The sequence below is a fragment of the Enterovibrio qingdaonensis genome (assembly GCF_028683135.1).
GTDB lineage: Bacteria > Pseudomonadota > Gammaproteobacteria > Enterobacterales > Vibrionaceae > Enterovibrio > Enterovibrio qingdaonensis.
In genome coordinates, this window is sequence record NZ_JAJUBB010000005.1 from 157,097 (window position 1) to 172,274 (window position 15,178).

Genomic DNA, 15,178 nt, shown 5'->3' on the forward strand with positions numbered 1-15,178 from the left:
GCGTAAAACAAAAATAACTGATTATAACAATCGATTACGTAAATACCTCAAACGCATAAATCCAATTTAAACAAAGATTAACCAAATTAACTTACTTTCCAACAATGTCCGGTTAGATATTCACCTTGCTTTGTAATAAAACAATTCACATTCATTAAGAGTGTTAAAGGAATCTTGGCGTTTTTTAATATTTCGTGTGAACGCAGGATAAAAATCCGTACCGTTTATTCAATCATTCAAAATCGTTCAACAAATAAGCAGCCACTAAATTTCCACAAGCAGAAAATAACTGTAGGCAAAAAGTAATGCAGGGATGGTCGAATACACCGTCGCTACCAACGCCGCTTTAGGTGCAAGTGCTATTGCCGGGAAAAGTGCATCACCATCATTGGAAATGGCATTACCAATTTGTGCAGACATGGGGACAGTGCCACTGATGTATAAACTCGTCACCAATATTTGAGGGCCACAACCTGGCAATAGCCCCACCAATACGCCAAAGAGCGGCAGCATTGGTGCCCACTCACCAAAGATCCCCGCCAAGTCGATATGAAAAACCATGATAGTCAGTTCAAAAGCGAGAAAGGCTGCAATCACCCAAACCGTCACAAAATTCGTATCTTGGGCGACGCCCTGGAAGAGATGAGCATGCTGACATTTAGGATCTTCTCCGACGACAGATTCATAGGTATTTGCCTCTCGCTGCAGTGCCCAAAACGTGACGGTCACAATCGCCAATGCCGCTCCTACTAGCTCTGTTGTACCCGTAGGAAGCCCAAACAAATGGTCGGCATCTAGCTGAAATGAACCAATGAGTGCCACAGACAAAGCCGGTATTACTGCCCACTGCCAGAATCGCCCTTGTGCATTAATGAACGGCTGTCCATTTGCCTTAGCACAAGACGTCAGCTCCTCGTTGTATTTGGCGGCCGGTCGCAAAAAATCATCACCATGAAGCGCATCAACGACTCGACCAGAAATCAAACCGACAAAGAATCCCAAAACCAGCATGAACACACCGTCGTAAGGCTTTGTCGCCAACAAGAGAAATGCTGCATCGCCCATGGTTGCAGTCAAAACAGCAACCACACTACCAAAGCTCAAGTTACCGCGAACAAACTGGGTAATCACCACGATTGCCCCTCCACATCCAGGCAGTGCCCCCATAAAGGAAGCAAATAACACCTGTAGATTTCGATGACGCATCAATGTGTGCAGGAATGCTCCATTGCGATCGAACTTTTCGGAAAGGTAGTGGAACAAAGCGAGTGTTGCAGCAACATACGCCGCGACTTGCCAAAATGCATCAGACAACGTGGGAAGCACCACCGCCCTTGTAGGCTCTGCAACAACCAAGGCTAATAATAAAGCAGGCACAACAAGTCGATGATAATGTGGTGAAAAGTGCTGACCTTTTGCTGCCGGAGCGAGAAGTTTAGAAAGGAACTCAGTCATATCGATACTTTATGATAATGAGAATTATTATCAATATAGCGTAAAGAATATGAAATGCAATGACTGATGTTTTGGTTTCTTAATCGTTTTTAAGCGTGAATGTCTGGCAGTAAAACACGCGGGCTAACAAGCTAATTGCTGGGCAGAAAGCCCGCGTTTTCGTCTTTTATTGGTAAGCACCTGCTGCGTAATGCAGTTCATAGCTATGGGAGTAAATTTCCAGAATGTTCCCAAACGGGTCTTCCATATAAATCATGTGGTAAGGTTTCTCTCCCGGGTAGTAGTAACGTGGTGCTTTCATGCGCTTCTTGCCACCCGCTGCAACGATTTTCTCCGCAAGCCCTTCGACATCAGGATCCTGTACACAGAAGTGAAAAATCCCCGTTTTCCAGTATTCAAAGTTGTTTTCTGGGTTTTCTTGGTTTTTAAATTCAAACAGCTCAACACCAATACGATCACCTGTAGAAAGGTGCGCGATACGGAGTCGCTCCCAACCTTCGCCGAAGACATCTGTACACATTTCGCCAATGGCGCTGCCATCTTCGACGATTTCTGTTGGCTCCATAATGAGGTACCACCCCAGAACTTCCGTATAAAACGTAACCGCGGCTTCTAAATCAGGTACGGAAATACCAATATGACTGAAATTACGTGGATAAGGCTTGCTCATGAAATTTTCCTCTCTCATTTTGAATGCACTTAGTGTAAGTCGCCGCTATCCTCGTTAAAAATTATCGATTATTATTAATTCAATAATTTATTTTTATACAACACTATGCTAAATCCTAAATGGCTCGCCACCTTCGAGCATCTTGTGAAGACCCGAAGCTTTACAAAAACAGCAAGCCAGTTGTTTATGACGCAACCCGGCGTCAGCCAGCATGTGAAAAAACTTGAAGCAGAGCTCGGTGAAAATCTTATTTATCGAGAAGGAAAGCAGTTCGAGTTAACACATGCCGGCTCAATGCTTGCTGACTTTATCGCGAATCAAAAACTGCAACACCACGCCTTTTTAGCGCAGTTGAAAGCGGATGACGCTCACCGCGGAGCAATTAAAGTTGCTTGCTCGGGTACCATGGCAATGAAGCTTTACCCTTTGTTATTGGACCTACAATGCGAGCATCCTGCTCTTTCAGTCTCACTGGAAGCCGCCCCCGTAGAGCGCATTCGTCATATGTTAATGAGCAATGATATTGATATTGGCATCAGTACCCAGCGCATCGACCACCCAGCTATTGAGGAAAAGGAGATTGGACAAGAGCACCTTGCCGTCGTAGTGCCCTCCTCTCATGAGATAAAGGAAGATATTTACGCCTCACTGGCTGAGCTAGGCATGGTGATTCACCCAGACGGAAAGCATTATGCAGACCTAGTATTAGGTCGGAATTTTCCTGAAAGGTACCAAGGCGTCGACAGCATTAAACAAGCTGGCTATATCAATCAGCTTGCTCAGATTTTGCTGCCCGTTGCCCAAGGGCTTGGTTTCACCGTTTTGCCCGCTAGCGTCATTGAGCAATTTGAACACGTGGACAAACTAAAACAATTGCCGCTCGAGATTGCGATTTCACAACCGCTGTTTCTCTCTCAGAAAAAACACCGCAAATTGCCGCATCGGTATACGCGTGTGCTGGAGTTAATCCATCATGCTATTGCTACCACAAAGTAAGGCAACTGGACGGTAAAAAAACAAAAAGCCGTCAGTAATGACGGCTTTTTTCTCATTGTCTTTCTCACATCTTATTACAGACGGAAGAAGCCCAGCTCTTGTTTTTGGCTTTCAGCAAGTTGAGACAACTCTTGGCTCGCCTGAGCACTTTGGCTGATACCCGCAACGTTTTGCGAGATGATTTCAGAAACGTTGCTGATGTTACGGTTAATGTCCTGCGTAACCGCAGATTGTTGCTCCGCTGCCGTAGCAACCAAGGTGTTCATATCCGTAATTTGTGCCACAGACTGCGTAATGCCCGTCAGTGCTTCATTCGCCTGCGAACTTAGCTCTTGAGTACGTGACAATACATCCATACAAGTACCCATGCTGTCGCCAGCTTGTGCAGCCTGAACTTGCAAACCTTCAATGATCTGCTGAATTTCTTTTGTAGAGGCTTCAGTGCGCGCTGCCAGCATGCGTACTTCGTCAGCAACAACCGCAAAACCTCGGCCAGATTGACCCGCGCGAGCAGCTTCAATCGCCGCATTCAGTGCCAGCAAATTCGTTTGCTCTGAAATGCCACGAATCACTTCAACCACATGACTAATACGCTGAGATTGCTCCTGAAGCGTGCTTACCACACTCGCCGTATTTTCAATCGACTCTGCCATTTGATGCGCAGCTTGAGAGCTTTGCGAGAAGATCGCCAACCCTTGAGAGGCCAGATCGTCTGTTTGACGCGCTGCATGATCCGCATTCACCGCGTTGTCTGATACATTATTAGCAGTGCTTGAAAGCTCGGTGACTGCAGAAGCAACCTGTTCGATTTCGCCTTGCTCTTGTTGCGCGTTCGTTGCAGATTGCGTCATCACGGTCGCGAGCTGTGTCGAGGCTGCTGCCACTTCATCGCTGATACTGCACAGTGTGCTCACGGTGCTACGCAGCTGAGCAATGGTTTGGTTGGCATCACGGCCAAGAAGCGCCAGCTCGTTTGTCCCTTCATCAGAGGCTTTTACATTGAGGTCACCACCCGCCAGCTTACGCATGACACCTTGAAGCTCCAGCAACGGCTTGACGATCACACCCGACATCCACCAGCTAAAAATGATGGCTGCAAGAATTGCCCCTGCCAGTGTCAGCCCTGCCGTCAATATCATTTGATCCGCTTCTGCATCTGACGCCTTAAGATCTTGGTCTACCAGAGGGTTAATAAACGCAGACAACGCATTAATGTCACCCATCATATCTGCGCCCATCGCGCGATATTCAGTCACCATGGCGTTGTAGCGAGTTACATTCAGATTTTCATCGAAGTACGACAAGATAGTTGGCTTAGCTTGTTGCTCGGTATAGCGAGAATAGTCACTGACACTGTCTTCAATTCGTGCGGCTAAGTCGCGTAGCGCAGGAGTTTGTGCAAGCTCACGGGTGATACCCAATGCTTCCCTGCTCAATCTCGCAACACTCGAATCCATGTTACGCGCGCGCTGCTCATCGTAAATGCCATAAATTGCTTCAACACGCATTGCCCATGCAAGATCTGCCAACTTTGTGACCTTGTCTTTATCCGTCGCCGCTTGGCGTGCCGTATTACTCACAGACTCAATGGCAGACTCAACCTCGTATTTCGCAATAAATAATACGGAGAAGGTCGCAACAACCAGCATGACAATAGGAATCAATATTTGATAGCGGATGGAAATATTTTTTAGTGACATTTATGAAAGGAGCCTTGCACGGTTAAATAGGTCTAAAATCGCGCACATTATGAGACTTAGATCAAAAAAAACAACCACCTTTGTAAAATAAAACCATGCAACATGCCCACTTTTATTGACCGCCAATTAACCGTCACTCTTGTCAAAAAACAGTCTTACTTAACCACCTGATTGTTATTGCTTTTATCACTTCATCAGAATAAAAACACCCTTTTTCTCTTGGGATTGCCGAATTGAGAAATAATAAAAAAGGGTGCCTTAACAGCACCCTTTAATGTCTTATTATTTGCCTGACGTATTATTCCGACAAATTGCCTACGAGATCTTCAATATCTTCGTGTTTGTCATTGGTAGAAAGCCAAACCATATACAGCTCATTCGCCATCGCAGGGCTATCTTTAACAAGGTGAAGCTCCCCTGCGTCAATCCAAGGTTGCGCGATCATTGATGGTAAGAAACCCACGCCACCACGATTTAACAAGAAACGTAACGCAGCCTGACAACCATGACTGTGCAACACTGGCGTTCGTTGGAGTGCAGGAATACGACCGTGCTCAACGCCGAAGCGCGTCCCCCAATCCAAATACACCAAAGGCAATTCCACAATGGAATCCATATCTTGATCAGGCACGTTGGAAACCAGCACCAATTCGAAACTGGTTAAACGCATTTGCTGCATGTCCGCCAATTTCGGTGGTTCGCTGGTTAGCACCACATCGACAATTTTCTCAAGCAAGGCATTTGAGATCTGTTGGCGACTTAATGACTCAGTGCGCAGTGCCCAATCAGGCTTCACGGCTTGAACCTTTTCAAGCCATTCGTTACAGCTCTCCATTTCCCATATCACAGCCGCAGCACCCACGGTTAACTGCTGTTGATAGGAACCAGTTAGTGCGACATCTTGGCGCGCACGTCCCCACGTTTGCAAAATGGTTTCTGCATAAGGAACGAATCGCTCACCCGCCGCCGTCAGACGCAAATCCCCGCGTTTACGGGTAAAGACGGGCGTGCCCAGTTTTATTTCAAGCTGACGGATACGGAAGCTTACCGCAGACTGAGTGAGGTATAAGTTTGTCGCCGCCTTACCAAAGTGACGCGTTTTGTTCACTTCCAAAAAAGTGCGTAGTAAATCAGTATCCATATCAGCATTAAATCAATATACAAACGTCAACTGGCGTTATGGGGGAAAACCTTGCTCGGGTCAAGGTGTAATATGCGAAAACAACGACTTTGCCGCTCAGCCAGACAGAGAATAGGAGAAATAATGTGCCACATTGACCGTGACACCGTTAAGCAAGCAGCTTACTCACCTTGTTGGCCGGGAACAGTTTGTTTTGAGGAAGAGAAGAAAAGCACGTAACACGCATAGCTAGCACACCAACCCACAATAAATGCCATCCACGCCGTTACCATACCTCCAATCACCGCTGATGCACCCAGTAAAAATAGTGACAGTGCAAGCAGGTTAATCACAAACGCCAGCGTGTTGTTCGCTTTATAACTGCGGCCCCAAAAGACAAAAACACCCAATTTTATCAAGGTAACCTGTTTGAGATAGAGCCGGTCTAAGTAAAGTGCCAACCAAAAACCCCAAGCGCAGCCCAATAAAGCGTCCCCCCACATTAACGTCATATCGCCTCCTCACTACTGCATAGGCTTTATTGACAGTGTATGTGCAACTTGTTTAGTCACATGTACTAACAACGAGAATGCTCATCATGTTCTAAATGGCCATCTTTTCCGCATATTGGTATCGGGACACATCACATTGCCCAATCTGTCCATAGCAATGCTGACAGGGGTGTTCTACTATGGCTGTTCAGCCCAATTGGCTGGCAAATCTACAACGGATGTTTTGTTTTACAGGAGTTTACACGTGCGCATTTCAGCCCCTATCGTCGAGTCTTTAGATTCCATTCTACCTGATGAGCCATTGCTCATGATGGGGGCAGGTCCCGTGCCTATTCCCGCCAAAGTGGCGGCGGCCAATGGTATAGTGATCAACCACCTTGGCGACACCATGTCACGTATTATCGAACAAGTGAAAGCCATGTCTCGCTATGTCTTTCAAACAAACTCGACGCACATCCTCGGTGTCGCTGGGCCCGGATCTGCCGCAATGGAAATGGCCATTGCAAACCTTGTCACCTCAGGAGATTCCGTGCTGTCCGTCACGAACGGATTCTTTAGCGGCCGTTTGGCTGAAATGGCCGACCGTGTAGGCGGCAACGTTCACCGACTCACGATTGAAGAAGGTCAGGCAGCCTCTCCTGAAAAGGTAAAAAGCGCGCTTAATGAACATCGCCCGCAAGTGCTCACTATCGTTCAAGGGGAAACGTCAAATACGGTTTGCAATACCGCCTTACCCGAAATCTGCCGCCTTGCGAAAGAGGCTGGATGCTTAGTCATTGTTGATGCCGTGTGCACCCTCAGTACCATGCCACTCAACATGGATGAATGGGGCGTTGACGCGGTTATCACCGGAGGGCAAAAAGGGCTAAGTTGCATTCCTGGCGTATCGCTCGTGGCGTTTTCAGAAGCAGCTTGGACAAAAATTGAAGAACGTACTGACACCCTCAAACACTGGTGTCTCGATGCGAAACTTGCCGACAAATTTTGGTATCAAAGTTCCTATCACTATACGGCCCCTGTCTCTGGCATCATGGCGATTCACGAGGCCTTGCGGTTGGTCTGCGACGAAACCCTCGAGGCGCGTTTTAACCGACATTTAAAGTGCTCAAAAGCACTGCAAGCGGGGATAGAAGGTTTAGGCCTTTCGCTGTATACGCATGGGGCATCTCGCCTTAATTCAGTCGTGGGAATTCACGTTCCAAAAGGGCTTGAACAAAAAGCCATTCTCTCCCATATTTCGCAGCAGTTTAAAGTGGAGATCTCAGGCTCATTTGGGTTGGATATTATTCGAATTGGCCAGATGGGAGAGCAATGTCGCGTACACAACATCTTCCGCACAATCCATGCATTAGGATCAACGATTCAAGCATTAGGTGGCGAGGCAAACTTGCCGCAAGGGGTGGCGATGTTAGAAAAGGCATTGCAAGATTTCGAACCGTCATTTACCTAACTCGTGCCACAGGCAGTGCTTTGTCGCTGCCTGATTCTTTTGACCTAGTAAATCTCCCCACGATCAACAAGCAACTGATCATCTTCCCATAAAATAGCAAACGCATGGCTGGCTGAAGAATCCACCGCTGGGCCGCTAAGCCGGATGTATTCACCATCGGCGTCGTAAGCATGATCCACTTCGATCCGGCAGATCTCATTGCGGTACATAAATCGCCCTAAGTTTGTCATCGCATTTTTTATCTCCATAGACACCGAGATATCCTCACCGAGAAAATAGAGGCTAAAACAGCGTGAAAGCATCAAAATCTCAAACTCAGAAAATGGCGGAACCGCCTTACTTTCCTCTCCCTCTACCCACGTTGAGCTACCATTCGACCTAGTCACATCGTACTCATTCATAAACACGATAAGATCAGTGTCGGGCTCAGCGAACGCTTCTGTTTCACGTTGAAACCTGTCCAAATGACATTCTACGTCGCCATAATATGGCGAAGAGCTGGTCCCAGCCCCCACCACTTCGCTTGTGATACCAAGTCCAATACCCACTTCAGACAAAAAGTCGTGCACAGACAAGGTCATGTTGTCTTTTTCGTTTTTTATTAACGTGACAAATTTCGAATCGTAGAGGATTTTGGGGTGCGCCATATCTTCAAAAAAATAGGACTTCAAATTGATACTCGCCGACACTTTTCGCCGCTCTTTGCCGACAACAAAATGGAACTTGGTTTTCTTGGTAAAAAAGTTATAGCTCGGATGTTTATAAGTATCGAACCGTACTTTTTCCCTGCGGCAGAACAAAAACAGTAAATTGTCTTCAAGCCGATGAACCATCTCACTTTTCAGGTTTGCACGGTAATCAACAATGTATTGGCTTAATATACCCAGCTCTGAAGAAAACTTGTCGTCGACGAGCAAATCGCACCAAAACATGCCAGAACCAATAAGGTCTGCATGCCATTGGCTTTTTTCAACCTTTACGTTTAAGGGCTGGAGAGCTTCCAAGCGTTACCTTTTGAAAATCGACGAAATGGTTTTTAAAAGAGTAGCTTAAAAATAACTATCGCGCGCATTTCCCCCCTGTGATTGAACACCACCTTGCGGTCCCCTCATTGGCAAGACACTCTCTGTGGCAAAGGGGTCGTAAAACGACATTTAGTGAGTCGTATTTACATAAATAATCCCCCACAAACCACGTCAATATTCCCAGTATGTACTCAATCACCCGGATCCGACGCAGTCAGGCCCAAATTACCTTTTTCAAAGGCGAAAGGAATCACAATGGATCAGTTGCCAGTTTGGAATGTCGACGCAGAAACCTCCCCGCACGCACTCGTGAAAGCGATGCTCAAACGGCGGATACCCGATTACACGCTTGAGCAGCCTTTCTACAACAGTGAGGCAATCTTCCAACTCGATATGGAAGAGATCTTTTCCAAAGAATGGATTTTTGCAGGCATGACATGCGAGCTTCCCAAAAAGGGAAGTTTCATTACCGTCGATATTGGTCGAAATTCAGTGATAGTAACGCGAGACAACAAAAACGAGCTTCGCGCGTTTCACAACACTTGCCGTCATCGCGGCTCAAAAATTTGCCTGACCCACCGGGGAAAAATGCCAAAACTGGTCTGCCCCTATCACCAGTGGGCATATGATTTGGACGGCTCCCTCGTTTATGCGGGCAGTGATATGGGCGATGACTTTGACAAGTCAGCGTTCTCACTATCAACGGTTCAATGCCGCGCGGCGGGCGGATATATCTTTGTCTGCCTATCCGATAACCCTCCCCCGATTGATGATTTCCTCAATGACTTGGCGTTTTATCTTGAACCCTTAGACCTTGATAACGCGAAGGTCGCCGTTCAAAGCGAAATTATCGAGAAAGCCAATTGGAAACTGGTGGTTGAAAACAACCGCGAGTGCTATCACTGTGAAGGCTCGCACCCCGAACTACTTAACTCGCTCTTAGAGTGGGATGACAACAACGACCCGCGCGCCACACCAGAGTTCAATGCATTGGTTGAGAAAATGCAGACGTTTTGGACCGACCTCGACATCCCATTTAAATATCAAATGCGCTACAACAATCGGAACCGCATTGTCCGCACGCCGCTTAAAGAGGGAACGCACTCCATGACAATGGATGGTCAAGTCGCGTGCAGTAAGTTGCTTGGTCGAGTGACTTCTCCCGATCTCGGTGCCCTGCGCATATTGCACCTCCCTAACTCTTGGAACCACGGCATGGGCGATAACCTTATCGCGTTTCAAATTTTGCCCGTCAGCCCACAAGAAACCAAGGTCATCACTCGCTGGTTGGTGCACAAAGATGCGAAAGAAGGTGTGGATTATGACCCGGAAAACTTGCGCAAAGTTTGGGATGCAACCAACGCCCAAGATCGCACGCTTTCCGAGAACAACCAGCTAGGGGTGAACTCAGCGGGATATCGCCCAGGCCCTTATTCAAAGACCTATGAGTTTGGCGTGATCAATTTCGTCAATTGGTACTGCGAACGTCTTGAGACAAACCTCAACAACGAGTAAACACGCGAACATTATCAGAGGACAATATGAATGAACGAGCCTGACGTAATGCCAGATAACAGCCTAAATCCCGTCAATACGCAAACGTGGGTAAACGGTCGTCATATCGTTCGTTGTGTCAAAGTCATCCAAGAGACACATGACGTCAAAACGTTCTGCTTTATGAGCCAAACGCCCATCATGTACTTTTTTAAGCCGGGTCAGTTTGTCACGTTAGAATTGAATATTGGCGGGGAGCAGGTCATGCGCAGCTATACCATGTCCTCGTCGCCTTCCGTGCCTTACAGTTTTTCCATTACGGTAAAACGACAGAAGCATGGCTTGGTTTCAAACTGGCTTCACGACAACCTCCGCATTGATGACGAGCTTGCGGTTCATGGCCCCATAGGCAACTTTAACTGCATTGATCACCCAACCGATAAAGCCTTATTTCTCTCTGGCGGCGTAGGCATCACACCCGTCATGTCAATGACACGGTGGTGGTATGACACCAACAGTGCCGTCGATATGAAGTTCATTCACAGCGCGCAAACCCCCAAAGACATTATCTTCCTTAAAGAACTGGAGCTGATGAGTTCGCGTATCGACAACTTTGATTTGTCCATCATCTGTGAGCGCTATGACATTGGCGAAAGCTGGCATGGCTACCGCGGCCTACTTACCCAAAATTTGTTGGAACTGATTGCACCAGACGTCTTACAACGGGAAGTTTATTGCTGTGGCCCTGAGCCTTATATGAAAGCCGTGCGCGGGATGTTAGTGGACATGGGCTACGATATGTCCCGCTACCATGAAGAAAGCTTTGGAGAAACGCCACCCGCGGCAATCGAAGAGGCAGAAGAGTCCGCAGAACTCGCGCAAATCGCCGATGAATTGCCCCAAGCAGGCTTCTGTGTTGAGTTCATTGATGAAGGCATGTCTGTCACTGTATCTGAAAGCGAAACCGTGCATGCTGCCAGCACCAAGCTCGGTATTCATGTACCGAAAGCTTGTGGTATGGGCATTTGTGGTTCCTGCAAAGTTCGCCTGCTATCCGGAAACGTAAACATGGAGCACAACGGTGGAATTAGCGAAGAGGAAATAGATGAGGGATATATTCTCAGTTGTTGCAGTAAGCCAATTGACGATGTATCGATAGAAACCTGACACTAATTGTAAAAATTATTAGACAGAGCGCTTAGCTAACATTGCGCTTACCAACCCCTAACAAAGGGTTGAGAAAAATAAACCACAGTGTATTCGCTGCAGCAATTTTCCGATTCAACACTCCATAGGAAAGGAGACTTTGCAATGAATATGCTTCAATCACTACTTTTCGCTATCGCCGTATTATTCTCAGGCGCGACATTATCAGCAGAAGTAGATAAAAACTGCACTGAAGGATCCGAGGCTCCCGAATGCCAAACGGAAAAAAGCGATGAGGGTTCATCGTCTTAATTTTGTTTAGTGACTCTTCTAAAAAAGGCCGACGATTTCTCGTCGGCCTTTCTTATTTAAAGCGTTGATTGGCGTATCAGTCGCGCAGATAAATCATCCAGTACCACATACCAACAAACAAACCACCACCGATGATGTTACCCAAGGTAACAGGCACCAAGTTGTTCATAATGAAGTTGGAAAAGGTCAGATCGGCGAAGTCAGCAATGTTCGCGCCCGTCATCGCCCAGAAAGATTCTGGCGCAAAGTACTTAATACCAATAGCCATAGGTACTTGGAACATGTTCGCAATACAGTGCTCAAAGCCTGAAGACACAAACATCGCAACAGGTAGAATCATCACGAGAATTTTGTCAGTCAGCGTGCGACCACTGTATGACATCCATACCGCGATACAAACGAGCACATTACACATAATGCCAAGTGCCACTGCCTGAAAGAAGCCATGGTGGAGTTTGTGTTGGGCAATCTTCATCGCATTGATGCCCACAGCACCTTGACCAAACATATACTGTTTGGCGATCAGCATACAAATGACCAGCAACACAGCACCAACAAGGTTACCGCCGTAAACCACTGCCCAGTTTTTAAACAGTGCTTTCCAAGAGATCTTGCCGTTTGCGCGCGCAACCAGAGTCAGTACAGAACTGGTGAATAGCTCGCCGCCGGTGATAATGACAAGAATGAGGCCCAAACTGAACGCCATACCACCAACAAAACGCGACATGCCCCATGCCATGTCACCTGCACCTGTGGTGACCGTGGTATAGAAAATAAATGCGATACCAATATGGATACCGGCAGAGATTGCCAGCAAGAAAGATTTGTGTGGATCTTTGGTGGCTTTCGCAACACCAATCTCAGCTGCACGCTCCGCGATCTGTGGCGGTGGCAGGGAATCGAACTGCGTAAAATTCATGGGGCTTTTGCACTATTAAAGAACTGGAGGGCGCGGATAATCTCTCCTTTTCCTGACTTTTTCAAGGGCTAATTTTGACCAATTTCTCTTAAAAAGTGTGCGGTATGTCAAACTAAGATTCCAACTCATAAAGCCAATCAAATGCTTGCAAGTTGAGAGGAAAAAACATAATGCGGGATATTGGCAAGTGTGACGCATAGACTGTAAAGCGACAGGACAATTAGATGTGTAAAGGAATGCGGTGATTAACATTCGCTACCCTGACACGAGTAATTTCCACTCGAATTATCGAAAATAGCAACTAACGAAGCCATGACCAAGATAACACGCACATTACCTCGCACACGGCCCCTGTCAGCTAATACAGCGAACAACGAGACCCTAACGGCCCCTTATTCCCATCAGGCACATAGACAAATAGAGGTCAGTAAGCTGCGTTTTACTCTCACACACACAATGAATCGCGGCATTTCATTACAACACGATCACTTTAGTGCTCGTTGCATTTTACGTTTATCCAACTGATTTATTACGCATTAATCGTCTAAGGCCACCCTCCGATTCAGGTCGCCATTTATCGATTCCGAATGCTGTAAACGGCATGAAAAGCGCACAATGCAGACGATGAGAACAGCGATGCAAAGCATGAATACAACAGCGATAGACGGTTATCTATTTTGCTGAGATACATAATAATTTAGAGGCGAGCAAGAAAAGCCAAATGCGGAATTCGGGTTGGAGATATAGTGATACTACCAATTAATATCATATGGTGAGACACACAAAGTGTACAACTTGGGCAAATCTAGGTGATAGGCGAATTTAGGTTATTGATTTGGAAAAATAAAACTGTTGCCAACACCATAAAGCTTCAAAGCCAAAACATGAGATCAAAGGGTTACGAGACTTATGACACCATAAGTTTGCAAAGTCTGACTCCATAAGTTTGCAAACGCTTAATACAGAAGTCTTATCAAACGGATTGTGAAAGAAAGTTTCACAATATGTACTGAGTTGCTCCGGTTCCAACAACATTACTTGAGCCCTACCATACATCGAAGCAAAAGTTCCCAAAAAAGCGGAAAGCCCTCCAGCATCACCTGAATAGTCATCATTGCCCACCTTTCAGCCTTCAACTTAAGTACATCATCCTTCGTAGCTGTGGTGGTCATCGGTTTGTCCGCCCGGGTACTTAGCTGCTGCAATGCCCTCAGCATGTCTCCCGCTGGCAGGAACTCAAGGCATGAATTCAGTTCTGGTCTGTCCGCTGCCTTAACTCAAATCTCTTCTTCAAACACATTGTCGAACTTAACTCCTGCATGTTGTCACTCAGTTTTCTACCCTGCTGCTGACACTCGGATGTATACAACTCGAAGACCATTGTTCGTAGTTTTCATAGTATCTTGTTTTTCAATCAATTTTCCTCGCAACCTCTAAGAGCTCACACGGCGACAGTTTCCATCAATCAAATTCAACCCTTGAGACACAGAAAGCCAAACGAGTGAGACTGCATCGAAAGGTATACTTATGAGCCGTAAAGATGATACAGGGTTGAATCAAGAACTAAGAGGTACACCATGGCCCACTCTGATATGGTTAGAAATCCAAATCGCACCTTCCTTCCGGCCAGAGCAAATTTGGAGACCCACGGGAGGGGGAATTGCTGGAATCTCTATATGTATTGGCTATTCAGATTTTGTGTGAAAACAAGGTATTTAAGGAGTGACCAATTAGGTAATATTGACCTATTCAGTGTAAAAAGAGAAACGTAAAAGATGTCTAGTAATATTCTAAGCGGGCTATTAAATGGAGTGCCACTGGGCATACTTGTCTTTGTAAGTTTGATTACAGTATTTTTCTTTTTTGCCAAGAAATACTTTGGTTCTAAGCTATCTGAAAAGGGGAAGAGTGACCAGAAGGTGACTAATATCACACAAGATGCAAAGGTAGAGGGCCATATCGCCTATCAAAAGAGGTTCCTTGAGCAACAAGCAGAGAAAGATTTCACCGATCTATATGAGAGTAAAAAAGAGGCCGTTCAGGATGTAGAACGTTTTGCCGAAATGCTACTAGATTACTTGAAAATCATCCGTGGCGGAGATCAAGACTACAAGGCTATAGTAAAGGAACTGGAAAAGCGTCAACTGTCATTAGATATCCAAAGACACAACTTCTTTAAAGTGGAAAAATTCAATCTGAGGACTTTTAGGCTTGTCGCTCTTGAGGAAGCATTAAAAGCCGATGTTAAGGGAAAGGAATACCACAATTGCATTGTAAAGGAGAAGGGTGCATACAACATAATTAAAGCAATGGAGGCTCATATCTTGGACATGGTTAGAGGCTGCAAAGACTATCAGTAAATAAGGGAAATTCTAGTGG

At 46.2% G+C, this 15,178-nt stretch carries 12 protein-coding genes; 5 read left to right on the forward strand and 7 right to left on the reverse strand.

Going from position 1 to position 15,178, the window contains the following annotated elements; all coding sequences use genetic code 11:
• Positions 1-264: 264 nt before the first annotated feature.
• Positions 265-1,455, reverse strand: a complete 1,191-nt coding sequence (locus tag LRP49_RS09100) for a putative manganese transporter (RefSeq protein WP_274141766.1) — start codon at positions 1,453-1,455, stop codon at positions 265-267.
• A 166-nt stretch (positions 1,456-1,621) separates the two neighbouring features.
• A complete protein-coding gene (locus tag LRP49_RS09105) occupies positions 1,622-2,125 on the reverse strand; it encodes a lactoylglutathione lyase family protein (RefSeq protein ID WP_274141767.1) in 504 nt (167 codons plus the stop codon).
• A 105-nt stretch (positions 2,126-2,230) separates the two neighbouring features.
• Between LRP49_RS09105 and LRP49_RS09110 the strand changes: the two genes are divergently transcribed.
• Entirely contained in the window at positions 2,231-3,121 is an 891-nt protein-coding gene (locus tag LRP49_RS09110; protein ID WP_274141768.1) for a LysR family transcriptional regulator, read from the forward strand.
• 74 nt (positions 3,122-3,195) lie between these two features.
• Here the strand turns inward: LRP49_RS09110 and LRP49_RS09115 are convergent, their stop codons facing one another.
• The 3 genes from LRP49_RS09115 to LRP49_RS09125 form a co-directional block, all read right to left on the reverse strand.
• Complete coding sequence (locus LRP49_RS09115) at positions 3,196-4,821, reverse strand: methyl-accepting chemotaxis protein (RefSeq protein WP_274141769.1); 1,626 nt, start codon at positions 4,819-4,821, stop codon at positions 3,196-3,198.
• Between the two features lie 298 nt (positions 4,822-5,119).
• The gene (locus LRP49_RS09120; protein ID WP_274141770.1) at positions 5,120-5,962 is read right to left on the reverse strand and encodes a LysR family transcriptional regulator; all 843 of its coding nucleotides are present in this window, start codon (positions 5,960-5,962) and stop codon (positions 5,120-5,122) included.
• Positions 5,963-6,123: 161 nt separating this feature from the next.
• Positions 6,124-6,453 carry a hypothetical protein gene (locus LRP49_RS09125; RefSeq protein WP_274141771.1) on the reverse strand — a complete coding sequence of 110 codons (330 nt, stop codon included), beginning with the start codon at positions 6,451-6,453 and terminating at the stop codon, positions 6,124-6,126.
• Between the two features lie 244 nt (positions 6,454-6,697).
• Here LRP49_RS09125 and LRP49_RS09130 point away from each other — a divergent pair, with 244 nt between their 5' ends.
• Entirely contained in the window at positions 6,698-7,903 is a 1,206-nt protein-coding gene (locus tag LRP49_RS09130) for a pyridoxal-phosphate-dependent aminotransferase family protein (RefSeq protein ID WP_274141772.1), read from the forward strand.
• 44 nt (positions 7,904-7,947) lie between these two features.
• On the opposite strand, the gene LRP49_RS09135 is transcribed toward LRP49_RS09130, so the two are convergent.
• Entirely contained in the window at positions 7,948-8,907 is a 960-nt protein-coding gene (locus LRP49_RS09135) for a hypothetical protein (protein ID WP_274141773.1), read from the reverse strand.
• A gap of 276 nt (positions 8,908-9,183) precedes the next feature.
• Here LRP49_RS09135 and LRP49_RS09140 point away from each other — a divergent pair, with 276 nt between their 5' ends.
• Positions 9,184-10,443 (forward strand): aromatic ring-hydroxylating oxygenase subunit alpha, encoded by a 1,260-nt coding sequence (locus LRP49_RS09140; protein WP_274141774.1) that lies wholly within the window; start codon positions 9,184-9,186, stop codon positions 10,441-10,443.
• Between the two features lie 30 nt (positions 10,444-10,473).
• Entirely contained in the window at positions 10,474-11,589 is a 1,116-nt protein-coding gene (locus LRP49_RS09145) for an FAD-binding oxidoreductase (RefSeq protein WP_274141776.1), read from the forward strand.
• A gap of 367 nt (positions 11,590-11,956) precedes the next feature.
• Here LRP49_RS09145 and focA read toward each other — a convergent pair whose 3' ends face one another.
• Positions 11,957-12,799 (reverse strand): formate transporter FocA, encoded by an 843-nt coding sequence (gene focA, locus LRP49_RS09150; protein ID WP_274141778.1) that lies wholly within the window; start codon positions 12,797-12,799, stop codon positions 11,957-11,959.
• A gap of 1,775 nt (positions 12,800-14,574) precedes the next feature.
• On the opposite strand from focA, the gene LRP49_RS09155 reads away from it, so the two are divergent.
• Complete coding sequence (locus LRP49_RS09155) at positions 14,575-15,159, forward strand: hypothetical protein (protein WP_274141779.1); 585 nt, start codon at positions 14,575-14,577, stop codon at positions 15,157-15,159.
• The last annotated feature ends 19 nt before the right edge of the window (positions 15,160-15,178 follow it).